This is a genomic window from Mucilaginibacter polytrichastri (assembly GCF_001911425.1).
Lineage (GTDB): Bacteria > Bacteroidota > Bacteroidia > Sphingobacteriales > Sphingobacteriaceae > Mucilaginibacter > Mucilaginibacter polytrichastri.
Genome location: NZ_MPPL01000001.1, coordinates 1275090 through 1299817, shown reverse-complemented (window position 1 = coordinate 1299817; position 24728 = coordinate 1275090). Strand labels below are relative to the sequence as shown.

The 24728-nt window shown below is 40.9% G+C and carries 28 protein-coding genes; 5 read left to right on the top strand and 23 right to left on the bottom strand.

What is annotated here, in order from left to right; genetic code table 11:
• From RG47T_RS05780 to RG47T_RS05715, 14 genes are all read right to left on the bottom strand, one after another.
• The coding region (locus tag RG47T_RS05780; RefSeq protein WP_216351010.1) for a PAS domain-containing sensor histidine kinase at positions 1–1422 on the bottom strand (1422 nt) is incomplete at its 3' end.
• A gap of 271 nt (positions 1423–1693) precedes the next feature.
• On the bottom strand, positions 1694–2104 hold the full coding sequence (locus RG47T_RS05775) for a response regulator (RefSeq protein WP_074488540.1): 411 nt from the start codon (positions 2102–2104) through the stop codon (positions 1694–1696).
• Between the two features lie 454 nt (positions 2105–2558).
• Complete coding sequence (locus RG47T_RS05770; protein WP_074488539.1) at positions 2559–2858, bottom strand: hypothetical protein; 300 nt, start codon at positions 2856–2858, stop codon at positions 2559–2561.
• A gap of 63 nt (positions 2859–2921) precedes the next feature.
• Positions 2922–3347, bottom strand: coding sequence for a response regulator (locus RG47T_RS05765; protein ID WP_074488538.1), 426 nt, complete (start codon positions 3345–3347; stop codon positions 2922–2924).
• 457 nt (positions 3348–3804) lie between these two features.
• Entirely contained in the window at positions 3805–4608 is an 804-nt protein-coding gene (locus RG47T_RS05760) for a PRTRC system ThiF family protein (protein ID WP_074488537.1), read from the bottom strand.
• Positions 4605–5321 (bottom strand): PRTRC system protein B, encoded by a 717-nt coding sequence (locus tag RG47T_RS05755; RefSeq protein ID WP_074488536.1) that lies wholly within the window; start codon positions 5319–5321, stop codon positions 4605–4607. Before RG47T_RS05755 ends, RG47T_RS05760 begins: the two co-directional genes overlap by 4 nt.
• Positions 5318–6415, bottom strand: a complete 1098-nt coding sequence (locus tag RG47T_RS05750) for a hypothetical protein (protein WP_139235650.1) — start codon at positions 6413–6415, stop codon at positions 5318–5320. Before RG47T_RS05750 ends, RG47T_RS05755 begins: the two co-directional genes overlap by 4 nt.
• Before the next feature lie 57 nt (positions 6416–6472).
• Entirely contained in the window at positions 6473–6691 is a 219-nt protein-coding gene (locus RG47T_RS05745) for a PRTRC system protein C (protein ID WP_074488534.1), read from the bottom strand.
• A 2-nt stretch (positions 6692–6693) separates the two neighbouring features.
• Positions 6694–7224, bottom strand: a complete 531-nt coding sequence (locus tag RG47T_RS05740; RefSeq protein ID WP_074488533.1) for a prtrc system protein e — start codon at positions 7222–7224, stop codon at positions 6694–6696.
• A 12-nt stretch (positions 7225–7236) separates the two neighbouring features.
• Entirely contained in the window at positions 7237–7476 is a 240-nt protein-coding gene (locus RG47T_RS05735) for a hypothetical protein (protein WP_074488532.1), read from the bottom strand.
• Between the two features lie 16 nt (positions 7477–7492).
• Positions 7493–7864 carry a hypothetical protein gene (locus RG47T_RS05730; RefSeq protein ID WP_074488531.1) on the bottom strand — a complete coding sequence of 124 codons (372 nt, stop codon included), beginning with the start codon at positions 7862–7864 and terminating at the stop codon, positions 7493–7495.
• A 51-nt stretch (positions 7865–7915) separates the two neighbouring features.
• Complete coding sequence (locus tag RG47T_RS05725) at positions 7916–8401, bottom strand: hypothetical protein (RefSeq protein ID WP_074488530.1); 486 nt, start codon at positions 8399–8401, stop codon at positions 7916–7918.
• Positions 8402–8453: 52 nt separating this feature from the next.
• Positions 8454–9497 carry a DUF932 domain-containing protein gene (locus RG47T_RS05720; RefSeq protein ID WP_074488529.1) on the bottom strand — a complete coding sequence of 348 codons (1044 nt, stop codon included), beginning with the start codon at positions 9495–9497 and terminating at the stop codon, positions 8454–8456.
• Positions 9498–9538: 41 nt separating this feature from the next.
• Positions 9539–9943, bottom strand: coding sequence for a single-stranded DNA-binding protein (locus tag RG47T_RS05715; RefSeq protein ID WP_074493171.1), 405 nt, complete (start codon positions 9941–9943; stop codon positions 9539–9541).
• 747 nt (positions 9944–10690) lie between these two features.
• Here RG47T_RS05715 and RG47T_RS05710 point away from each other — a divergent pair.
• Entirely contained in the window at positions 10691–11788 is a 1098-nt protein-coding gene (locus tag RG47T_RS05710; RefSeq protein WP_074488528.1) for an AI-2E family transporter, read from the top strand.
• 9 nt (positions 11789–11797) lie between these two features.
• Positions 11798–11989 carry a hypothetical protein gene (locus RG47T_RS05705; RefSeq protein ID WP_074488527.1) on the top strand — a complete coding sequence of 64 codons (192 nt, stop codon included), beginning with the start codon at positions 11798–11800 and terminating at the stop codon, positions 11987–11989.
• A 177-nt stretch (positions 11990–12166) separates the two neighbouring features.
• Here RG47T_RS05705 and RG47T_RS05700 read toward each other — a convergent pair whose 3' ends face one another.
• The 3 genes from RG47T_RS05700 to RG47T_RS05690 are packed head-to-tail and all read right to left on the bottom strand — an operon-like array spanning position 12167 to position 14643.
• Positions 12167–13081 carry a helix-turn-helix domain-containing protein gene (locus tag RG47T_RS05700; protein ID WP_074488526.1) on the bottom strand — a complete coding sequence of 305 codons (915 nt, stop codon included), beginning with the start codon at positions 13079–13081 and terminating at the stop codon, positions 12167–12169.
• A 50-nt stretch (positions 13082–13131) separates the two neighbouring features.
• Positions 13132–14280 (bottom strand): aldo/keto reductase, encoded by a 1149-nt coding sequence (locus RG47T_RS05695; RefSeq protein ID WP_245770789.1) that lies wholly within the window; start codon positions 14278–14280, stop codon positions 13132–13134.
• 36 nt (positions 14281–14316) lie between these two features.
• Positions 14317–14643: a DUF6616 family protein gene (locus RG47T_RS05690; RefSeq protein WP_139235651.1), complete on the bottom strand. Its 327-nt coding sequence runs from the start codon at positions 14641–14643 to the stop codon at positions 14317–14319.
• A gap of 249 nt (positions 14644–14892) precedes the next feature.
• On the opposite strand from RG47T_RS05690, the gene RG47T_RS05685 reads away from it, so the two are divergent.
• On the top strand, positions 14893–15762 hold the full coding sequence (locus tag RG47T_RS05685; RefSeq protein WP_074488523.1) for a helix-turn-helix domain-containing protein: 870 nt from the start codon (positions 14893–14895) through the stop codon (positions 15760–15762).
• Between the two features lie 109 nt (positions 15763–15871).
• Here RG47T_RS05685 and RG47T_RS27035 read toward each other — a convergent pair whose 3' ends face one another.
• On the bottom strand, positions 15872–16057 hold the full coding sequence (locus RG47T_RS27035) for a DUF1810 family protein (RefSeq protein ID WP_139235652.1): 186 nt from the start codon (positions 16055–16057) through the stop codon (positions 15872–15874).
• Positions 16058–16388: 331 nt separating this feature from the next.
• Here RG47T_RS27035 and RG47T_RS05680 point away from each other — a divergent pair, with 331 nt between their 5' ends.
• On the top strand, positions 16389–18608 hold the full coding sequence (locus RG47T_RS05680; protein ID WP_074488522.1) for a hypothetical protein: 2220 nt from the start codon (positions 16389–16391) through the stop codon (positions 18606–18608).
• Between the two features lie 15 nt (positions 18609–18623).
• On the opposite strand, the gene RG47T_RS05675 is transcribed toward RG47T_RS05680, so the two are convergent.
• The 3 genes from RG47T_RS05675 to RG47T_RS05665 form a co-directional block, all read right to left on the bottom strand.
• A complete protein-coding gene (locus tag RG47T_RS05675) occupies positions 18624–19016 on the bottom strand; it encodes a hypothetical protein (protein ID WP_074488521.1) in 393 nt (130 codons plus the stop codon).
• Positions 19017–19106: 90 nt separating this feature from the next.
• On the bottom strand, positions 19107–19706 hold the full coding sequence (locus RG47T_RS05670; protein ID WP_074488520.1) for a YciE/YciF ferroxidase family protein: 600 nt from the start codon (positions 19704–19706) through the stop codon (positions 19107–19109).
• A gap of 23 nt (positions 19707–19729) precedes the next feature.
• On the bottom strand, positions 19730–21886 hold the full coding sequence (locus RG47T_RS05665; protein ID WP_074488519.1) for a catalase: 2157 nt from the start codon (positions 21884–21886) through the stop codon (positions 19730–19732).
• 86 nt (positions 21887–21972) lie between these two features.
• Here RG47T_RS05665 and RG47T_RS05660 point away from each other — a divergent pair, with 86 nt between their 5' ends.
• The gene (locus tag RG47T_RS05660) at positions 21973–22218 is read left to right on the top strand and encodes a hypothetical protein (RefSeq protein WP_074488518.1); all 246 of its coding nucleotides are present in this window, start codon (positions 21973–21975) and stop codon (positions 22216–22218) included.
• A 1260-nt stretch (positions 22219–23478) separates the two neighbouring features.
• Here the strand turns inward: RG47T_RS05660 and RG47T_RS26630 are convergent.
• Positions 23479–23928: a hypothetical protein gene (locus RG47T_RS26630; protein WP_074488516.1), complete on the bottom strand. Its 450-nt coding sequence runs from the start codon at positions 23926–23928 to the stop codon at positions 23479–23481.
• Between the two features lie 16 nt (positions 23929–23944).
• On the bottom strand, positions 23945–24728 hold a 784-nt coding region (locus tag RG47T_RS26300), incomplete at its 5' end, for an RHS repeat-associated core domain-containing protein (protein ID WP_216351009.1).

The following is a 24728-nucleotide window of genomic DNA, read 5'->3' as shown; positions in this document are numbered from 1 at the left end:
CCCGTGGTGCCGTTCGGTAATTTTTTTACAAAGCGATAACCCCAGCCCCGTACCTTCATACCTGTCCTTAGAATGCAGTCGTTCAAAAGCATTAAACACACGCTGTGAATATTTATCGTCGATACCAATGCCGTTATCTTTTACAATCAGCTCTATTACCCCATCCTGCTTTACACAAGATATATCGATTCTTGGCGGAATATCCTCTTTGGAAAACTTAAGTGCGTTGTTTATAAGGTTATAAAAGAGCTGATGCATCAAAATTGGCGATCCTTCAATATCAGGGATTATTTCAACTGTTATGTGTGCATTTTTTTGCTGGATAACAACTTCAAGGTCATTAGTGATATTTTCTATTACCTGGTTTAAATCTACTTTTTCAACAGGATTACCAGAAGCATTCAGTGCCGAATAATTGAGAATTCCGTCAATCATCATAAATATTCGGTCGGACGCATGCTGCACTTTTTCAAGGTATTGCTTACTTTTCTCTTCCAGAACAGGCTGTAGTTCGCTTTGCAAGAGATTGTTGAATATCTTTATTTTCCGCACAGGCTCTTTAAGGTCATGGCTAACTACATGTGCGAATTGTAGCAGGTCCTCATTGGAGCGTTTTAAAGCCCGGGTGCGTTTTTTTACGAGTTTACGAAGTTTTTCAGCAAACAATTTTTGCTCGGTAACATCTTGTACAATTCCAATGACGCTTGTAGCTTTTCCATCTTCACTTTTAAGAATTGTGCCATTTAGCCGAATCCATTTTGTAGCGCCATCCTGCACCAGGATGCGTACTTCATAATTGAGCTGGCCTGTGTATTCCGCTTTTTCATAGGCCAAATCCCTTACAGGAAGATCATCAGTATGGATCCGATTTATCAGGCCTGACTGGGTACATTGATCTTCATCCACTTCCCAAATCTGCCGAAAACGTTGAGATGCAATTATCGCTTCACCACGGGTTTCAAAAGTACCAAGGTCTGCCGATTGTACTGCAATGCGCAGGTGCTCTTCGGCCTCTACGGTTTGTTGGCGTGAATCATGCAGTTCAGTAACTTCAGATGCCGTATTCATTACCGCAAAAAGATTTCCATTATCATCGTAAACAGGTGTAAAATTGTAATTGAAGTAATGGGGCATTAATTTACCATCCTTTATAATGTCAACCTTGGTATTTTTAGCATGGAATGGTATGCCTGTCGCCAGTACCTCTCTCAAATGTCCAAAAATTTCCTGATTTTCCAGTTCAGGCAGTATTTCCGTGTAAAATTTTCCAATTACATCATCTCCTTTACCCCAGGTATCTCGCATGTATTTATTTGCAAGAACTATTTTCAAATCATGTCCTGCATATACGCCAATAGGTAGTGCGGCACTTTCCACCACATTTTTTAAAATATTTTCAGTGAGTATTTGTTGCAAGTGCATGGATGATATTTAGAGGTAGTAACAAAATTATCGAAGACTTTATTTATAAAATCGTAAAGGAGTGTTAATATTCATATAAATTATACAGCTAAAATATAACTGCCATAAAACGCTTAAGTTGTAATCGCGTACTTTTACCATGAATCGTATTATAAACAGTACTTTGCAAGGATGATTTTTAATATGTCATATGTTACTTAATAATAGTAATTGCCATTTCTGTCAGGTGCCGTTTTACCAAGAACTTAAAATAGGTTAATATGAGCATCCCTTAATTGACAAACTCATTACAACTCCAATATTCGATCATTGATTGTGTATTGGATATATAATCAATGTGCTTAAGTGGTTTTAAAACATATCCTGCAACTCCTATACGGTAACATTCATTTATTTCAACATAGTGTGAAGACGTAGTAAAGATTATGATAGGGATGTTTTTTCGGTATTCATCCATTTTAATCTTCTTTAAAAATTCGATGCCATTGAGTTTAGGCATGTTTAAGTCAAGAACGATTATATCGGGTACGACATCTCTGTCTCCAAGTATGTCCAAAGCGTGCTGGCCGTTATTAGCCTCTATGATTAAATGACGTGATGGCATTTTACGGAGTACACGATTAAATTTTATTACTTCAATCGCATCATCTTCGACTAGGAGAATATTTAGTGGCTTATGCATAATGTAAGGTATTTGTACAAATATCCAATATATTAAAGTCTTCGCTATTTTAAAAAGGTTTAATAGGCATAAGCTATCGATGAAAGGTGTGGTTTTGTCGATAAATAAACTTTTAAGCTATTTTTGAATGGCAGTTCTGAACCTACGGGTGCGCGGTATGAATTCATCGGAAACGTTCCATTTCTGAAAAAAACATCTACGAAATCAACCCTTAGGATTTTCTAGGCAATTAACACATCTCATTCTTCGGGTTCCCGCAGAGCTAATTGTCCCTTCTTTCATTAATTAGCCCTTATTTCGTGAGGTACTTCTTTCGGTCATCATACTTGACTCCGGCAAACTCATAGGTACCTTTAACCTGAATCCAGCCTTTTAGAGCGTCATAATTTATATTCTGTAATTTATACTGATTCTTAAGAAATTTGATTGAAAGATTGGTTCTTCATTTAATTGCTCAAAAACAGATTGCAAGTAGCAGGATTGGTATCGGGGTTCTCCTAATAATCTGGTATTGCTGTATCAAGGTAATGAATAAATTCCTTTGTATTACAATCTCTGTGACATTAGCATAAGCAAACAACGCATTGTATACACCTTGTCTTATCAATGGATTTAATTCCTTCATTTGATTGTCAGAAAAGTGTTTTATATGAAAACCTTCAATTTCTGTACGAACCGCAAGTGCAATAATTTTTAAGATATGTTTTATTGCATCAGTATTATTATCCGATGAAGCTTGCAAAAAAGCATTCATTATAATTTTTGTTACCTGATTACTTACTATCCTTGTTCTGCTAACACGACAACCTGTGGATATTTACTTGATATAATCGGGAGATACGCACTTTTGCCAATATTCAACAATCGTCTTTATTATGTCCCGTAGATCGGAGTAGCTGGAAGGTTTTACGAAAAACCCCTGTAACGACTTTGAATAGGCATCAATTACACTAGCCTGTTCCGCTACTGTGGAGAAGAATAGATAAGGTATGGACTTGATGCGCAACTCTTCATTTTCATGGATCTTCGCCCGTAATTCCATTCCGTTCAGTTTTGGCATATTTATATCTGAAAAAATAATGAAGGGTTCAATTTTTGTTTCCGTTAAGTAATGAAGGGCAGCCTCCCCGTCACCGAAGAATATTATCTCATTTTTATATTTAAGCTCACTGAATACTTCGGATAGGAATTCCTGGTCATCCAGGTCATCTTCAATAATAATTATAGGCCCTGATTTATTCATTTGTGTATATTTTAAATTGTAGGTACTATTAATAATCTAAGTATATTTCAAAACCCTGCCCGCTATCATGTTACCTCATGCATTAATTTGCAGAGTAAAATCAGTATGGTGGAAGTGCGTTGGCAATTAAAGCACTTAGCAGAGGGGCAGCCAAGGTCATTTCGAAGAGGTTGCGTGTAATGCAAATGTATTAGCTTGTGATGTAATTACAAAGCAATTAATGAAGTACTTTTGTAAAGGCATCCTAAACTTTAAGGACTCTGCAGTGATCCATTAGTTAGTCCTAAAAGCATCTCAACATACTTATGTAGTTGTTGTGTTTTTGTAAATACTTACTTTAAAAAAGCCGCCGATTTTCACCGAAAATCGGCGGCGTATAAATGTGGCAGCAAACTTCGATAATAGAGCGCCCCGCAATTTCCCTGACGAAGGAAGCCAATTGCGGGGCGGCGGGGGTTTAGCCCACTTTTATGGGTTGTGATTTAAAATTAGCAAGGTTCAGGAAAAAGCCCCTTGTATCGGTCATTCCTTCACGGAACAGCTTCCATAAGAGGGATGCCGCCATATTGGCAAGGGTGGAATTGATAAACAAATCCTGTTTTTCAAGGGCTTCGGCAAGGGAGCAGCTTGGCTCATTGTTGTCGTTCACGTTTTCCAGTTGCTCCCCCAATTCTTCGGTAACCGTTGGCAGGTTTGGTACTGTCCTGTATAGTTTTGAATTCGGTTGCTTTATAAAACCTATAGTTGATAATATCATCTGCCCCGTGTTTTTTGAATTGCCCATATCCATCCAGTATAATGGTTTGCTGCGGTCTTCACTACCGTAGTCCTCCAAGCTATCCAATGCTGCTGCTATATCATACCGTGCGGCTACCGTATCTACGCAGCTGATATAGATATTTGCCTTTCCCTTATCAGGCAGGGTATTCAGGTTGGCTGTGCCAAATGGTTTCGTTACCGCTTTCCAGTCTGTCCCAAAAAAGCGGTTGATGCGGTTAATGAGCGCAACGGACTTGTGTAAGCCCACCTCACAATCAGCAAAGAGTTGCCGCCCCTGGTTGGCGGTGGTTACGGTATCATCGTCATACAGGTTCAGGTACAGCCCTGCATGACCTAATGCAATAAGGCTGTGGTTCATCCGTGCCAGTGCGGTAAGCATCTGGCTGCCCGTGCCACCTGCTCCGATAAGGTTAACCACTATCGGGTTGGTGGGGTTAAGCAGGTAACTATCTGCCAAGTGCATCGGTGTTAGCGTTTTCATGACAGGATTTTTTTAAGGGTTAGACCGTTTTCTTGTAGGAAATTGATGGGGAACTGTTTTTTAGTGCCGACAAGGCTTTGCCATAATTGAATGACGTTGCCGTTCACCCTGATTCTTCCGCCGAGCGTGTGGCTAAAAAAGCTGTTGAAGAAATACTGTTGCCATAGGTGTATGAATTCCTCCAAAAGGCAGTCCGCAGGGATTTTTATCTTTACCGTACCCATACACACCCTGCCGTTTTCATAGAGGTTAAAGAATGGGGCATGATACAGCGGGGTATCAGTAGTTATGTTGCTGTCCCCTTCTAAAGCATACACCTGTAGTGTACCCCTTGACGCTTTCCAAAGCAATGGCGGGATAGCAGCTTTACCATTTGGTATTCCCAAACCCTCCACAAAAAATAAATCCACTTTTTGTTTGGGCGTGTGCCAAATCGCATAGCCGTTATGGTCAGGGTTGATGTACAATACATTTTTAGGCATTAAGCCTGACGGCTTTAAAAAGTTGCGCTTGAGTTCGTCGGATGTATCAAGGGCGTTTGCCAGTTGGGTGCTTTCCCTGATACTTAGCGGGTGTGCGTTTATCGGGAATCCGTTTTCATCCATATCATAGCACTCAACATAGGTGTCATTTTCAGGGCTGTCCTTTTGGAATACCACAAAGGCTTTAACAGGGTGATATAAAGCGCCAAAGGTTTCGGTTATATTTTTCATGGCAGATCGTTTAGTAGGGTACATAGTTTAATAAGCAGCGGGAATAATTTGTATTCAAAATCCAGCCCTCCCGCATCAGGTTCGTCTTTCATGTTAAATACCTGCGTTCGTGCCGGCTCTTCCATTCCATTGTATTCGCCGAATTCATCGTTTATGCCCTGCGCAATGTTTTCATACAATGCCCCTTTGGTTTCGGCTATAAAGGAGATATATTGTGCTGCCCTGATAACGCCATATTCGTACTCATCGTCATTTTCCTCACTTGCCATATTGCGGTGTATGGTTTGGTTAGGGTATTGCTCCAATAATGCGTTTGCTGTTTTGGCTAACTTTAGGCAGGCACGCTCTAATGCGGTCTTGGGCTTGTATATATCAATACGCTGCTGAAAATGGTTCAGGTGGTACAGGTTATATATTTTGCGCTGCATCACCTCCCCATAATGGGAGGCTTCATTTAATGCTGAAACATAAGTGTTATGTTCGGCTTCGCCATAGCCATCCCCATCCTCGATATACATCTCACGGAGGCACTCGCAATGGTAGCCCAGTGTGCTGTCCTCTTCCTTGTAGTAGGAAATTCCCGCAGAGTGATAGAGGTAGCTAAACACCGATAGTAACAGTTCAGCAGTTTGCTTTTGCGCCCTGTCCTGCAAGAGCCTGTACAGAGGTAGCACAGGAATGTAATACAGCGTCATGCCTACGTTGTATTTATGGTGGGTTGCCAGTTGTACTGCACCTTTTTTATCCTGCATGATAGAAAGCTTCACTTCCTGCCCCGATTTTTTCAGTTGCCTGTTAGCGCAACTGTGCGCTAACAGGATGTTGTACGGATACGGCTTTTCGGTTACATCTATTGCCTCAATATCATATGCAACTGTAAGGGTGGCAAGGGATGCAAAAAAGCTGTCTTCTGCCTGTTCTTTTTTGGGTGGACGGTTACCCTGTTCCAATATTGGCAGGAACTGCGCCTTTAAAAAACCATCGGCAGCTGTCCGAGAGGCGCAGACTGCGCCCTGTTGTTTTGCACTTCCTGTGCGTCCTGCAAGCGGTTTAGGTCGCAAGCCCATTTGCCTATGTTTTGGTGTAGTTTCCATTGCTTTGTATTTTTAGGCAGGATGATACTGCCTGTATTGACTACTATTTTCATGTGGTTATCCTTTTGTGCCGATTTGGGCAATGAACTTAAATTGCACGGCATCGTCATTAATGGCGGGGCCTTCAATGGTCGCTGTGGTCAGTATCGGGTAGGTCTGTGCGTAAAAGTTCAGCACCGCCTCTGGGCTGAAACTTGGTGACGGGTCGGCAAGTTGTATGTCCTGCCCTTTATCCTTAAAGGTAAATACCCTTTCTAGTTGTTTTGCTACTAACATGGCTATTCGGATTTAGGTTCGTTAAACAGGTCGGGGGCGAATTGTGCGGAAAGCGAGGCTTTGCGTTTTTGCAGGAATTCCGCTGCATCAGGGTACTCTTGCGCATTAGGCACTTTCATCCATGCCTCCTTGAACTTGCCTTCTGCTTCAAGTTCATCCACCTTTTTGAGGGCATCGTCATATTTTTTCTGTTTATCGGTTTTCTCCTTACCCGCCTTTTCGGTTTTGTCTTTTTCCATTTTCGAGGCAAGCTTTGCCTGTTCCCGACTTTTGAGGTAGGCTTCCATGTTAGTAAAGAGTGCTGCGGTTTCCTGTACGGGCTGCGCAATGGCATCAAAAAAGCCCCCGTCAAGTTCTGCCGTTGTACCCCTTAAGAGGAGTGGCGGCACTTTCTTACGGGCATCGTCAGCCACTTTGTCGTTGTAGAACAGTACCGATACAATCCATGTATCAGCATTTTCATTAGTAATATTGATTGACCATGCGCCACTAACCTGTAGGGCTGCAATGGATTTAAAAAAGTTCGTTTCCATAATATTAATTTGTTAGTGTCCTGTAAGAAATAAAAGGATGGCAGCTACTATCAGTAGTGTCGCCAGTACCATCAGCACCTTTTCAAAGGCGATGGCAAAAACAGCTTTTCCATAGCTTGAAAAGTGTTGCAAGCCGCCCCACCCACGGCGGTAAAACCTGCGCCTGTTTACCCACAGGCGTATTGCTACAGCTATCCCTAAAAGGATAAGGGCTTTAGGGTGCGTGGTTATAAATGCTGTTATGGTTTCCATTTTATTGGGGTTTAGATTAAAAAAGCAGTTCTACCGCAAGGAAAAATTTACGGTTTTCGAGTTGTCGTGTCTTGGCGTGTTCGGTCAGGCAATGCACGCTGAACAGTGCCTGATAGCCATCAAATAACTGGTCGGTAAAGAGCCGCCTGTTCTTCGGCATCTTGCTGCCGTATTGGGTTATGGCTTTTTTTGCCTGCCCCGCAAGCTGCTTCCAAAAGTCAAACCCGAAAAGCCCGTCCTGCGACTTTTGGCGGTATTCTTCTTCGTTCTCGGTAATCATGTTACAGATACCTTTCATGGTTTCCAAAAAGGCGGATACCTCGTCAGGGAACCAACTGTGCAGTATCCCTGCTTTTTCTACATTCGTTAATTGCTTTAATGTTTTCATGGCGTATAGTGTTGGGACGGGTATTGCGCCTGTCCATGTTGTTGAATTGTTTTAGAAGTGGATAAGCAGTATCCGTTCGTTCGTATCCCGATTGTCCACCCAAATGTGGTTACCACCCTTGCCCGTTATAAACTGCTCGGCAAATGGCGTAACAAATGCCCTGCAATCTGCTGCGATACACTTTAAGATGAAGTCGGGATAGCTTTCGTTTCCTGCCTTGTTCATAGCGTAGTTTTTAGTGCCCTCCTGATTCCAGAATGAAAGGCAATGGATTATCTCACGCAGTTCTTTGGGAAGTGGGTCGCTACATAGCATACCTTTAAGCACCTGCCCGTAGGCTGCCTGCTCGTGGTGTCCCCTTAAATAATACACGGCAACCGCTTTGTCAGTGTTTAGCGAATACCTGTACTTCCTGCAAAATGATTTCGCATTTTTGAGGGTTTCTTTGCTTACATCGTTCTTATCCAAAAAGATGTTTTTCCCGTTATAGTTGATTACTTCGTATTTGTCAAATGGATTGTCCGATATGAATTTCATGGCGTATAATGTATTATGGTACAGGCAGTACACCTGTACCTGTCATCCTGTATCAGTTAAAAAGAAAGATTTCGTTACCGTCTTTGGCAAAGTTGCTGCACAGCTCAAAGGCTTTTTGCGCCTTGCCTTGCGCCGTACCGCCCATGATGATGGATTGCAGCTTGGCTTCGCTGTCCTTGTAATTGCGCACATTTTGGTAGTAGCCCGTCACGGCATTGTACGCCCCGAACAATGTACCCCGTGTGGTATCCATCTGCTGCGTGTCGCTCATCATGGCATAGCCAAAGGCATCTTCCACGGTGTTTTTAAATACGGTAGAGAGTTCATATTCCGCACCCTTTTTTAATAGGTCGTAGGTTTCTTTGTTCGGGCAAAGGGCAAGCTGTATCAGCTTTTTAACCTCATTGTCGGTAACCCGAACGGTAGCCCATTCGTTAAAAATTCCCTCCAGTTGCTCGCTCATGATGTTCGCCAGCCCCATGACCTTATGAGCATCCTCCAAACGCTGTTTCGCCCCTGCGGTGTGCTTGATGCGTACCACATTGCTCATATTGCGCAATGAAGCGTTAAGGGTATTCTGGCAGACAATCCTGATGGGTGTAAAGGCTCCGGTAATGCTGCCTGAGCCATCGTGGGAGGTGGTCAGGAAAATGTATTTTTCGGTTACATCGTCACCCTTGCCCACACGGATGTAGCCGGGCAGCTTGGCGGTAATGAATATGCGCTCTCCTTTGCCTAAAGCCCCTGCGGTTTCGTACAGGATTCCTTCACTGCCGCCTACTATGGCATCAAAAAAGGCAAAGGCATCGCTGTTTTGTACAATGTGGTAATCCTTGCCGATTTTATCGCCCAGTATGGCTTCGGTATCAGTACGGTAGGTATAGAAACTGTTATCGGAACTCACGCTGTTACCGCTTGGCAGTATGTGGGTGTTTGGTAGTTTGGCTACGTTATAGTCAAGCCCTGCGTGTTTGATGGCTTCCGCACTTGTCGGGTATTCGGTTACGGTTTGCCCTAAGCCGTGCCATGCTTTTTCCTGTACGCTAAAGAAGGAATAGCGTCCTGTATGCTCGTTGAAATTCAGATTATGTCCCATGATATTTGATTTAAGAATTAAAAAAATGAATGATTGAAAGATTAGAATGGCAGGTCGTCATTATCCTGCGCCCCTTGCTGCTTTGCCTGTGCAGCCCCTGCTTTTGCTGCTGCGGGTACTTCGTCCTGTTTTTTGGCGAAAGCCAGTATTTTAAGGTTGTCCACGTGAAAGGTCAGGCTGCCTACGGCATTGCCATCGGAGTTATTGTACACGTTCATACTAATGCGCCCTGCTACCTGCACAATGGCACCTTTTTTAACCCACTCGGCTGTTTTGGTATTGAGCCAATAGGCACAATTGATGTAGGTTGTTATTTCCTTTACTTCATCGCTATCTTTTTGTTTGTAGCGGTCGTTGATGGCGATAGAAAAATTGACCACCTCGCTGCCTGTAGACTCAACCCTGTTTACTACGGCATCTGCTGTTACACGTCCTGTGATTTCCATGACTAAAAATTTTAAGTGTTTACTAATTATTTCACTTTCCTTTTTCAGCCGTCTGCCTCCCTCAAAACACATGTTTTTCAAAAGAAAAAACGGAAAAAAAGAAAGCCAGCTAATCGGGCGGGGGCAGCCGGAAACCAAAAGGAAACGGAATAATTGGAGGGGACCCTTTAGGGGAGGAAACCGTTTATGCCGTAGTCTTTTGGTTTCAAGGAGGCTGGCACTGCCATAACTTAGCTGCCTTTTTAGCCGTTTCGCCTTGAAAAACTATAAGCACAAAAAATCCTTGCTAAACCTTAAGTGGGCAAAAACAAAAAATCCGGCATGGAGCCGAATTATAAAAGTGTAGTGAGTAAAATTTGAGTGTGAAGACAATATCGCATCAGGGATTGCAGCGGATATCCTTTTCTGAAAGAAAAGATTGCAGCGGAAAGCGCGGTCGCAGGGGATGCCTAAGGATAATATTATTGTATAACTAACTATAATTCATACAACTTCAGATCAAGGAACTTTGCAGCGGATCTTAATTGGTAAACTTCACATTGAATGTAAGTAAAGGTTTAGTAAATTTTTAACTCCTGTTTGGATTTGGCAATGTAAAACGCTCATAACTTTGCTATTATGTTGCGGCTATTCTGAAAACTATTATATATCTAAGCGAAAATTAAATATTGTCCCGAAGTATTGAGGTATCAGCAAAAAAAGCATTACCGCATATTATCAATTTAAGCCCTAATCACTTTAATTATCATGGATCAAACTCAACGATTTCCTTTTTATGCAAAATTTGCCCTAATTTTATTTACAGTAATTGCCCTGATAGGCATTTGTTACGTGGGCCAGGGTATCTTATCCCCTTTATTATTAGCGCTACTATTTGCTATACTTTTAAGGCCGGTAGCTGCGTTCCTAACCCATAAATTACGGATTCCAAGGATTTTGTCTGCCCTTATTACGGTTGTTTTATTTATGCTGATTTTTGTAACGATCTTCTATTTTATCTCAGTACAGCTCGCAGATATGGCTAACGATTGGGATATTATTAAAAGTAACGTTACGAAGCACTACGATAACCTTCAGGGGTATGTGAAAGAAACTTTTAGTATCAGTAAAGGCGAGCAGGAGAAAATGGTAAAAAAAGCGACGAGCGGCTCTATGGACAGCGGAAAGCAATTGATGGGTACTACCTTGATGTCACTAACGGATTCGCTCATGAACCTTATACTGATCCCTATATACATGTTCCTTATCCTGATATACAGGACCCATTTTATAAAATTCCTTACCAAATTATTTGAAGAGAAAGACCATCCTAAACTGGAGGATATCTTGAAAACCATTAAGGTGTCGGTACAAAGTTATATACTGGGACTGCTCTTTGAACTGGTGATCGTTTCTGCCCTTACCTCTGTAGGATTGATGATAATAGGTGTAAAATATGCAATACTGCTTGGGGTAATTACAGGACTCTTAAATCTAATTCCATACATCGGCATTGTGATTGCCGGGGTGTTGACCATAATAGCTTCCCTTACAGGGCAAAGTGACCTGAATATCATTATAGGGATACTCATCGTTAACATAGTGGTACAGATAATAGATAACAATGTACTCGTGCCATTGGTAGTAAGCTCGAAAGTAGAAATCAATTCCCTGGCCTCTATTGCCGGAATTATACTTGGTGGGGCTGTGGCAGGAATATCAGGTATGTTCTTAGCCATACCCGTAATGGCAATATTGAAAGTAATATTTGACAGGATCAAACCACTGGAGCCGTGGGGTTATTTGTTGGGGGATGATATGCCAAAAACTTTCAAATGGAAAAACGAGCCTAAATCGCAGGAGTAATTTATCCCCATGGGAACTACGATTATAATAGAAAAGCCTCGTATATCATATGGGGAGGCTTTCAGCCTAAACCTACTTATAATAGCTTTCGGAAAACCGGGTTTATCAAATATGCCTATTCAATTCAAAATTCAAAATAATGCCGAAAACTTAATTGGCGGCTATCCCTTAGATATCTATCCAGGTATTCACCCTGTTTGAAAGGTAACTTGCCAATGCTCTCATTTGTCACCGCATCATATTGCTTTTACATGAAATCATTGATACTATAACATCCGAAAAAATTGGATTACACTATTATGGCAGGATGTGCGCCTATTTGAAACCCAGAATTGAACTTTAGCTTCCTAAATCAATAACCCGGCGATAGTGGATCACTCAATTTAACGAGTGTCTAAATTTTAGAGGCGTTAACAGTGTTTTCTTTTTGAATAGTTTGCTGAAAGACTGCGGATATTCAAAACCTAATCGGTAGGCAATTTCATTTACCGATAAGTTGGTTGAAGTAAGCAGTTCTTTGGCCTGCTCGATAAGATAATTATGCAGGTGCTGCTGTGTTGTCTGCCCAGTAAGATTTTTGAGCATGTCATTCAAATAACTGGCAGATACAAAAAGCTGGTCAGCAAAATATTGAACTGTTGGCAGTCCTGATGTTCCAGCTTTGTCTTCACTTAAATATTCTTTTAAAATAGATTCAAATTTTAGCAGCAGATCACTGGATACTTTTTTTCGGGTAATAAACTGACGGGTATAAAAACGATTACAGTAGCTAAGTAAAAGGTCTATATGCCCAATTAAAACATCCTGGGTATAGCTATCAATCCGGGCTACAATCTCCTGTTGCAAATTTTGCATTAAACCCGAAACAATTTTGTCTTCAGTCTGAGAAAGATGCAGGGCTTCATAGGTGGCATAATCAAAAAAACCGTATTCTTTTATCTTTTTTGCAAGTGGGTAACCATGAAGGAAATCGGGATGGATAATGAGCATCCGGCCTTCTACTTTGCTGGGTTGGACACCCTCTAAGCTTATCAATTGCTTAGGTGCATAAAAAGCCATCGTACCACTATCAAAGTCATAATATTTTTGCCCATATTTGACCCTTCCATCAAAATTTCTTTTCAAAAAAATGGTGTGAAAATTAAATACAATCTTTTCCAAATCTTTGCTTGAATTTAAGCTGATATCTTCAAGCCTCACGACACTTATCAACGGATGGGCAGGCTTTTCCAGATGCATCACAGCATGATAGTCCGAAACAGAATCAAATACATATTGATCTCTTTTTTTCATAACATAAAGTAAAGAAATCGCCAGCCTACTAAACGGCTGGCGATAAAATATTATAGATTTACTCCTTTCATGCTCTCTGCATCATACCTGTTACCCGTATCCGTTCCCAAAGGAATAATACGTTCTAACCGGTTCAGGTCTTCCTGCGTTAGCGAAATGCCTGCTGCGGCTATATTCTCTTCGACATATTTCACGCGTTTTGTCCCCGGAATAGGCGTGTGTCCTTTGGCAATAACCCAGGCAATAGCCAATTGTGCGGAAGTGATATTTTTTTCGACAGCTACTTTTTTAATTTCATTTACCAACTCAACATTCTTGTAAAATTGCTCACCCTGATATTTGGGTATAAATTTTCGGAAATCAATTTCGTTAAAATCTTCAGGCTTTTGTATTGAGCCATTTAAAAATCCCCTTCCTACCGGTGAATAGGCAATCAGACTGATGCCTAATTCTTTAAGTGTATCCAAAATACCCAGTTCTTCAATTTGCCTTTCAAACAAGGAGTATTCGGACTGTACTGCTGTAATAGGATATATTGCGTGGGCTTTCCTTACGGTTTCAGAATTTACTTCCGAAAGGCCTATATATTTTACTTTTCCTTCTTTTACCAATTCGCCCATCGCTTCGGCAGTCTCTTCAACTGGTGTATTGGTGTCCAACCGATGTTGGTAATACAAGTCAATATAATCCGTTCCAAGAATTTTTAATGAACGCTCTACGGCTTTTTTTACGTAACTTTTACTGCCATTTATCGCACCTGTAGCTTGTCTGTTATCGTCAATTTCAAACCCGAATTTTGTGGCTATAATGTATTTCTCCCTGTTTCCCTGAATGGCTTTTGCAATTAGCTGTTCGTTGAGAAAAGGGCCATATATATCTGCCGTGTCCAGAAAATTACCGCCCAACTCCAATGAACGATGAATAGTAGAGATCGCTTCTTTCTCATCTGCTTTTCCATATATATCACCGCCGAACCCTGTCGTCATACCCATACAGCCCAGACCGATTTCGGGAACTACTAATCCCTGGCTTCCTAATTTTACTTCTTTAATGTTGCTCATAGATTCAATAATTTGATTTATAGCAAAGCTATGTCGAACAGGCTGATTAAAAGTGTCCAAATCCCGTGCTGTTGTATCCAAAAGATCTTTTAGTAATAAATGCGTTGCTTTTAGATGCGTAGAGGTTGTTCCATCCACTGGAATCAACGTAAATCGGCCAACAACAACCTGAAGTTAAAGATTTATAAGTTTCTCAAAGATATCTGTAGAATCGCCTTTCAAATTTAACTGATCAAAGTACGTAAACCAGTCCGAACCTGCCATAAGCTCTTGAACCGCATTTGCAAGTTCATCGGTTGGAATTGTCCAGATGACAAAGAAATCATACTCCGCACGATGGAGGGTGTCTTGGTCATTTTCGCTCATGCTTACTATTACTACACCCTGGTCCATCAGTCCCTTGGAAAAGTCATTAACATGATTCAGGTAAGCTGCTCTCTCTTGTTTACTTAGGTCAAGCCAGGCTTGTGTTGGTGTAAAAAGTTCGATAAAATACTTCATAATGCTACTATTTTTTTTGTTAATACTACTGATCTGAGTAATTTCCAACGGCGAGTAAGTCAAAAACTCTGGCAAAGATATAGGCAGCCAAAATAGTATGTGATAGACAAATCGTGCTAAAAATGTCACTATTGGTGCCAGTCGCGGCCGATTAGGATATTGCGCACCGATTGATTAATATTGTTACACCGCTCAACGTATATCATGAACCAAAAATGATAATCGCCATAAATTATTTTTCTAAACGTTATGAAATCAATAGTCCAATACCATTTTATCAATGAAAAATATGGCAAAACTTTACTGATCGATATTGTTCCGATTTCTGAAATAAATAAATATATAGAAAATGAGCCCATCCACAGGCTTACTTTTTATGATATGACTTTTATAACGAGTGGAAATGAAAATGTATTTATCAATCAAACGGAACTGCATGTAAGGCCGGGGGATGTGATCTGTTCTATTCCGGGTGAGATATGGAGCTGGCCCAAACAGACGGCGATGCAAGGCTATGTATTGCTATTTGAAGAGGAATTTCTGTTTTCATTCTTTAATGATAAACAGTTTTTAAACAAATTTAAATATCTTAAGCCTGGGCGTACTTCTCCGTTGCTACGGCTTAATAAAAAGCTGTTTAAAAATGTTGTCGCCTATCTGGAGCAAATAAATACTGAAATCCAACTGGGTGTTAGCAGCAGTGAGCATGTCCTCCGGGCATTGGTCTACCTAATCTTAGCATTGCTTGAACGGGCAGAGGCCGTACCAATTAAAACTACCGGCACATCAATCAAAGAAGAAGAGGCCAACAGACATATCCAGGCGTTCGTAAAACTGGTGGATGCACATTATTTACAATCGCATAATGTTCAGTTCTTTGCTGACAAACTTTTCATAACAACCAATTATTTAAACAGGATGACCAAAGAGTATTTGGGGTCTACGTCCAAATCGTTTATACTTAACAGGGTTATGCAGGAAGCAAAAAATTTACTCAACTACACCAGCTTATCAGTTGCGGAGATTAGCGATCAACTAAAATTTGAAACGCCGAACTACTTTGTCCGTCTTTTCCAAAAGTATGTGGGGATGACACCAAAGCAATACCGTGATAAATGATCTCAATATCGCCAAGTAATAAAAAGCTCATACAGTTTTATGAGGCAAGTATTTAGTTAATTATGGAGTAATGCAAGTGTTAAAGGGGCATAGAGGCCCCCGAAATATTTTAGCAGGACTTCCCTGAATATGGGATCAGTATCTGTACCTGTGTAAATAACGTCATTGATGACCGGAGTTTCATATCATCGGGCGCCCCGAAAATTTCTGATGCGGTTTCCCATTCATGGATAAGCAAAGTAGATGCAATCGCGATAAGATTTTCCCAGTAAATATTATTTGAATTTCTTTGCAAACTTCCGTATTAATGCCTTTTGCACTATTTAGATTTAGTTACACCATTAAGGCGGGTTAAATTTTTGCCAATTTCTCAATTACTATAATTCATGGTTCAATATCATGGGGTGCGACTGTGGAATGCCCCCGAATAGATGTGATGGCCTAAACTAAAAATAGCTGAAGTTTTCCTCTACACTTGCATAATTCAGAAATAGCATAATTTTCTATCTAACATCAGTAAGATATTTAATACAAATCCTTAAGTGAAAAAATTATGCTAGGAAATTTATAAATCCTATAACACCGAAATATTTTAAAAGCGCGAAATTTGGTTTTAAAACAATCATATGAATCCTATATCCGCATTTACAGCTACCTCACTGTACCACCTGAGGAAGGGTACTGTGCTTAAAGAAATATCTTTACAGGGCTATATGCTAAAGATAATAGCCGCAGAATTTTGCCTATGGATACTGGCCGAATGGCCGCAGGGTGGCCAGATAGCATTTAGGGCAGCCTACGCCGCTAACGACCACCTTGAGGTTGAAAGCATAGAAGAAGCAGAAGCTATAGAAATTGCCCTTAAAGGCACCATGGTAGCAATAAAGCTAACCATTACAAAGCCTGATGCAGATAAGCCGGTATTCGGGTTTAAAACTGTACTTACCCCCCTGTTTGATATGCTGGTGCCTTACTGGCCGCGGGATATTATGCCTTTATATAATAATGGTAAAACTCAAAATACTAAAGGCACGATACACGCAGCCCAGGTGGGTACCCGGTCAGGGTTGTTATTCTTTAGCCTCGAACAGCCACAAACAGGTTCAGTATTCTATTTTCAGGATCTGGGGTCTTTACAGAAATACTGCGAGCATACTGAAACTTCGGCGGGTGACCTTGTGGGCGGCTCATGGCCGGAACTGGGAATGAAACTGCCGGTAACCATTAAAGAAAAACCGTTGAAGGCAGGGGAAGAATATATTGTATCTGACGCTTATGTGCTGTTAAGCGATATAGTACCCAACGATAATTACCAGATGTCGCAGCAGTTCATTAACTACCTGGCGGATATTTACCTGCTCCTGCCACATCCCGATACGCAATACCATGACTGGCCGGATATGCTTAGCAAAGGCTTAAATGACCTGGAAACCCATAAAGGCTGCTGGCAGTTTGCCGATGGGCGCTCCTACCTTAATGCGTATGTAAGCGATTACAAAACGCCTCCTGAGAGTATGGTGCAACTTGCGGTACTCCTGCCCCTTATGGATTATGACCGTTGGAGTGGGGAAAACCATTGCCCTGTTATTGAAACGTTGCACAACGGACTGGAAAACTTTTTTGATAAGCGATTAGGTACAATAGCCCGGTGGCTGCCGGCTAAAACAGATGACCTTGACCGGAGCGAAGAACAAAAAAAGCTGGATATTATGGACTCCTGGTACCTACACCATCCGCTGCTTAACCTCTCGCGCCTGGCGATAGACGGAGATGATATTGCCAAAAAAATGCTGCTGGATTCTATTGAATATGTAATTAATGTAGCACACCATTTTGACTATAGCTGGCCTGTTTTTTATAATATGAGTACTCTGGAGGTTATTAAAGCCGAAACAGCAGAAGGCCAGGGCGGTGAAAAGGATGTACCCGGCGCTTATGCCCACCTTATGATACAGGTATGGCAGCTTACGGGCAACAAAAAATATTTTGATGAGGCTGTTACCGCTGCGCGAAAGCTGGACGGCCTGGACTTTGATATTTTTTACCAGGCTAATAATACCGCGTTCTCGGCAGGGGCGCTGCTTAGGCTGTACAAAGAAACTAAAGATGAATTGTTCCTTAACCTGAGTTACCTTTGCATAGCTGGCATACTAAAAAACGTGCAACTGTGGGACTGTAATTATGGCAATGCAAAGCACTATCCTACTTACTTTGCCATATATCCGCTAAAGGATGCACCCTATACGGCAGCTTATGAAGAGCAGGAAGTATTTGCGGGTATCCATATGTTTTTAAAGGAGGCAGATGGCATGGACGAAATTTTACCTTCGGTACGGCTGCTGCTGGCCGAACTTGTAAAGCATGTGATAAACAGGGTGTCCTATTACTATCCGCCAAGGCTGCCAAAAGAAGTTTTAGCCACAAAAAGCGAAATAAAAATGGGCGAGATAGACCCTAATTTATGGGTTGCCCTTGAAGACCTGCAGGATGGCTGGGTGCCAAGTGGTCAGGTAGGCCAGGAAGTGTATGGTGCGGGCATTGCCTTTGGTATTGTACCCAGGCAGTTTTATAAAGTTGAGAAAGCCGGGTTTATGGTATTTACAGAATATCCCGCCACAGCTTATAAGGTTAGCAAGGATTCACTTTCGTTTTATGCAAGGGGCGACAGCAGGCTAAATTTCAGGATGGCGATACTGCCGTTAAAAGATAAATTACCTACAAAGATACAGGTTACCGGGGGAATTTCTAATTCAAAAAAAGAAACGATAAAACCTGAAAGTGGAGCAAATAATACTTATATAGAATATAAAATATCGGGGGACAGCCATATAACAATACATTGGTAATTAAGGCAACAGAATTTATTGCTTATACTTTGGTACTTCCTGCTGTAGCACTTCAATCTCCGTTTTCTCCTTTTTAATAGCCTGACGGAGGAGTGCAAACAGGCTCATGTAGAAATTGGCTACAAATACCAGGGCAAAACCTGCAATTAAATAGCCTTTCCAGCCTTCAAGAAGCAGTTGGAAATTTGTAATCAAAAGGAACACTACGGTAACATAATGGCTAAAACAATATTCGCAGGTAAACAGGTAAAAGAATTTTCTGCGGATAAGCGTTTGGGAAGATTTAGAGCAGCGCACACAATATTCCCTCGGCTCCCTGAAAACTTCTTCATGGGTTACCGTCCAGGCAACACAGGCTATGGGCAGGCTTAATGTAAAAAGCCATATCAACTGGGTAGAAAGTTCCATATTATCAAATTATAATAATTTTAAAAAACCGTTGCAACGGTAGGCCATTGCAACGGTAAATATATAATAACAGCTAATTTACAAAAAACACTATTCTGCAATATCCGGTTGTAGTGTATTTTCAGCAGCATCAAAATTGACAGCACTATAGGCAGCATCGCTTAAAAGCATATCCGCTTCTTTTTCTTCCGCAAGGGTTTGGGTAAGCAATTTTACCGCATCATTTTCGCCCAGCGTTTTTGCAAAGGCAACAAGGGTGCCATAGGTAGCTATCTCATAATGCTCTATTTTTTGTGAAGCCGCGATTATACCCGCATCTCGCACCGGGCCCGGAGCCGTTTCTTCAAGTATGCTGTCGCCTTCTTTTAATAACCCGCCCATAGCCTCGCATTTTTTTCCTTCGGCTTTTTCTCCCAAGAGGTCAAAAATAGTTTCCAACCTTGTTACCTGGTTTCTTGTTACCGCAAGGTGCTCTTTAATGGTTGAGGCCAGGTGCGGCGATGTAGCATTGGCAACCATCTTTGGCAAGGCTGTTACAAGGGCATTTTCTGCCCAGTAAATATCTTTAAGGGAATCTATAAAAAAGTCCCGCAGTTCTGTAGCCGCATCTGCTGCCGGGCTAACAATTAGTTGTGGTGCTTTATCTTGTGCTTGTGCCTTGTTAGTAACAGGCTTTTCTGAGTTTTTCATTTTTATAATTTTTAAGGTGTTGTTTATATTGTTGCTTCGCGCGCCCAAAAACGGTGATTAGCCATAGCGGTTATAAAATTGGCTGCAAACGTACTGTTATCGCCATCACGGTCTATAATAATGCCTTCGTCTTCATTATTTATTTTAGATGCAAATCCGGTTGATGAAAGCAAGTCAATTCCCCCGGCCTGTGCACCAATTATTTTGCAATGCCTGTACGCATCGTTTAAAAAATCTATCACATCGTTATCTTCAGAAAGCTCGTTGATGTCGAGCCCGCCGGGAATATACATCGAGTCAAATACTACTGATGACGTGGTAAGAAAGGTAAAATCAACCGCAAGTTCGCCGCCTGCATCACCTTTTACCACACCATTATAAGGCGCTACAACACAGCCTTTAGCACCCTGTTTAATCAGCGTCTCCTTAATATCCAGCACAGCCTGCTCATCTACGCCGTCGGCGCAAACAATGGCCACCTTGCGTGATTCGATTGTGGGCTTTACAGTAGGGTTGTTTATCATGCTAAGTGCCTGTGAAACTTCTACTGATGAAGGTACCGTTTTAGGCTCCTGGTCTCCACCAAGATTTTCGGGCGATACGCCGTGGTTCATGGGCTGCTCCGGCACGGCAGGTACAGTAAGCCTCAAACCCGCCGCAACTTTAGTGGCCAGGTCTTTATCCACCTGCGAAAGTATACCCAGCATACGCACCCTGATAGCTGTGGTTTCTACCTTGCCAAGTTCAAAGCGCAATGCTTTTATAATATGGCCTTTTTCGGTTTCGGTCTGGCTGTTATAGAATAATTGTGCCTGCCCGAAATGGTCTGAAAAACTCTCGCTCCTGCCACGCACTTTATGAGCCTCTACTCTTTCGTTAAAGCTTGCAAAGCCGCCTTCGGCTATTTTGGCTTGATAAGGGCATCCGCCGCCCAGTGAGTTTGGCGAGTAGCTAACCCTGCCCACGTTGATTTCCTGGCGCATGTGCCCGTCACGCTGGTTGTTATGCACGGGCGAGACTGACCTGTTAATGGGGATTTCATGGAAGTTAGGGCTGCCCAGGCGCGACAGCTGCGTATCGGTATAAGAAAATAGCCTGCCTTGCAACAGCGGGTCATTAGTAAAATCAATACCCGGCACTACATGCCCGGGGTGAAACGCTACCTGCTCTGTTTCTGCAAAGAAGTTATCGGGATTGCGGTTCAGCACCATCTTGCCAATAATGGTTACCGGCACCAGTTCTTCAGGAACTATTTTTGTAGGGTCAAGCAGGTCAAACTCATACTTGTGTTCATCGGCTTCAGGAATAATTTGTACCCCTAATTCCCATTCAGGGAAATTACCCATCTCAATAGCTTCCCATAGGTCACGCCTATGAAAATCAGGGTCTTTGCCCGAAATTTTCTGTGCCTCATCCCATACTACGGCATGTGTTCCTAGTTTTGGTTTCCAGTGGATCTTTACAAAATGCGATTCGTTTTGCTCATTAATAAAGCGGAAAGTATGCACGCCAAAGCCTTCCATCATACGGTAACTTCTCGGCAGGGAGCGGTCAGACATCAGCCACATGATCATGTGCGTAGACTCGGGCATCAGCGAGATGAAATCCCAAAATGTATCGTGCGCTGAGGCTGCCTGCGGTATCTCATTATGCGGTTCAGGCTTTACAGCATGCACAAGGTCTGGGAACTTGGTGGCATCCTGTATAAAGAATACCGGTATATTGTTACCCACAAAATCATAAATACCTTCCTGCGTATAAAATTTAACTGAGAAGCCTCTTACGTCCCTGGCAAGGTCGGTAGAGCCCCGAGACCCCGCAACAGTAGAAAAACGGGCAAATACCGGTGTTTTTTGGCCGGCTTCCTGTAAGAAGCCTGCTTTTGTAAACTGCGGTATAGGATTAGTCACTTCAAAGTATCCGTGTGCCCCTGAGCCGCGTGCATGCACAATACGTTCCGGGATGCGCTCGTGGTCAAAATGGGTAATTTTTTCCCTCAGGATAAAATCCTCCAGGAGCGATGGCCCGCGCTCAGCTGCTTTAAGCGAATTGTTGTCATCGTTAATTTTAATGCCTTGGTTAGTAGTAAGGGCTTTGTTGGTTCCGTCAGATTTATTGATGAGCAAATTTTTCTGCTTATCATCCTGACGGTTGCCTACCGGATTGTTGTTTTGTTTCATTTTTGTTTGATGTTATATTCTTTTAAAGGTCATTATTCTAATATGTAATATTCCCAATTTTATACTAAAAGAAATTTGATAAGTCGTTGGAGGAAGTTATCAAACTGGATGGCAACCGGATATTACTATCCATTATGATAGACAAGCAGGGCGAGAATTTTATTGAGATCATCCCGCACACCGCCAAGGCAGGCTACTTTACCAGTTATGCTGACCCTGAATTTATTGAAAGCCTTGAATATATTTCCTTGCCTTTCTTAAACAAAGGAAAATACAGGGCATTTCCAATAGAAGGAAATTCAATGCCCCGCACAGGGACGGGGATTTTGTGATAGGGCGTTTTATAGAAGATAAAAACGAAGTAAAAACTAGCAAGACCTATATTATATTGACCCTTAACGGGGATATGGTTTATAAAAGGGTGCATAAAAACAAAGATGACAGCTACACCTTGCAATAGGACAATACTGTTTATGAAACCTATGACATTCAGCATTATGAGGCCATTGAAATATGGGAATTTGTCGGTAGCATTGCTACCAAAGAATTTCAGCCGGATGATCTAAGCCGGGAAAGCATTACAGATATGTTTAAAGAATTAAAGAGAGATATAAGCAATGTTGTAAACAGGATGAAATAAAGGAGGGCCGCTTAACAGCAGCCTCCTCATATTTAAATCCCACCAACCAATGGATTTAATCTTGAATGTAGTAATTAACCTATGTGCAACAAAAATTTGTATTTACATAAATTCTTCTTGCGCGAATGCAACTAGTAACGTATTATCCATTATGGACAACCAAAAGGTTTCACAGTTAAAGTATCAGATGCATTTTCTTTGCCAATGTATATCATGCCAAATGACATTTTTATTTCAATTTTTTACTTTTATTTTAATAATCTCGCGGTACCATACCACTAAATTGACAAACAAAAAAAGTTGAATCAGATTTATGTTTATTACCATACTAGTTTTATCCGGATCAATACCAAGACCTAAACCGGAATTATACGTTACTAGCTCCATTCCCATCTTCCAATCCTTTATCTTGTAAATTTGAAAAGTATAGTCGACTCCCTGAATAAAGATGTAATAAACACCGCCGACGAGGAACCGAACACTTTGCAGAAAATTAGACAGTATCAAAAAACATAATGACTGTTTAATAAATTTTTTCTTAAAAAGGTTATAGACACAGATAAGTACTAATAAGCAATGGAAGAAGAAAAAAACAATGTCAAATCTAAATGATAAAATACCAAATAATGTAGCTATTAAGCTAAAACTATAAATCAGTCCGAGATATATTAAAATTCCTTTTTTCACTCAATATTTCCTTTTTCGTTTAAGCAACCATTAGCGTATTATCAGTTTTTTTTTCATATATGAAATGACTTAAAAAGAGTTAAGTTCTTAATTAAACTTCATCAAAGCACTGCTATTAGAATACATCAAGATCCTAAATGCAAGTCTGTAATCTTTACCTGGGCAAAGAGTCTCTTTTTTGGGAATAAAAAAGATATGATCAGAACTTTGATTTAAATTTCATAATATTAGTTTATGGATATGTATATCATGCCAAACGGCACTTTTATTTCATTTTTTCTTTAATAATCTCGCGGTACCACACCACTAAATTGACAAACAAAAACAGTTGAATAAGATTTATGTTTATTACCATACTGGTTTTATCCGGATCAATACCAAGACCTATATCTAACCTAAATGTTTCTAACTTTAAACCCATCATCCAATCCTTTATCTTGTAAATTTGAAAAGTATAGTCGACTCCTTGAATAAAGATGTAATAAACACCGCCAACGAGGAACCGAACACTTTGCAGGAAATTAGATAATATCAAAAAATATAATGACTGTTCAATGAATTTTTTCTTAAACAAGTTATAAACACAGATAAGTACCAATAAGCTGTGGAGGAAGAAAAAAATAATATCAAATTTTAATGATAGAATATCAAATAGGGTAGCTATTAATGTAAAACTATAAATCACTCCAAGATATATTAAAATCCCTTTTTTCATATTAAAAATTTTTCAGTTATCGTACAGGGCTTATAGCCGTGTCGTCCACACAATCTTTATCAAAATAAGATTGTGAAACCCCTTGAATATACGACTGCACTAAATTTCCTAAATCTAATATCGCATTCTTCGCCTGTGTAAAATTGAACTTAACTTCCCCGATGCCCCAATTCACCTTCGCTATAACATCATCTAACACTCCAGAGCCGATAGATTTTTGTTTTATATCAGAAGATAATATCTCAATTTGTGAACTTGTATCACCAGTCCTCATGTTATAGGAGCCTTTTGTGTTAATTACTGCTGCTTCGGCGCTCACGCTTTCGCCTGGAGTACTGGCTTTCCCAGAGACTTTTGCTGCGCTAAAATCATAAGACACTTCCTCTCCATCACTCATTACCGAATAAGTTACAGAAAGCTCAGCTGCTGTAGCTTGCCCTTGAACACTTCCGCATTCAGTTTTTTGTTTATATTCTTTTGAAGCGTCTACTCCCAATTTAATTTCCAGAAGCGGAGTATCCTTTCTAAAATGTTTTTCATTTTGTGAGTTGATATATATAGTTCTATTAATGATATCGTAGTTAAGGTAAGGACTACTATTTATTACATCTTTTGCTCCATTTGATGGTGCACCCTCAAGCCCTTCTAACTCAATTTTCCAAACAGGATTGTTATGTGCGAACTGGTAAGGAGTTAAATAATAATAATTTTCAGTAATTGGGTCAACTCCAAAAAAACGTGCTATTGAATAGTCATAATTTCTATGTCTAAAAGTATCCCATCCTAAACCAAGTTCCTCT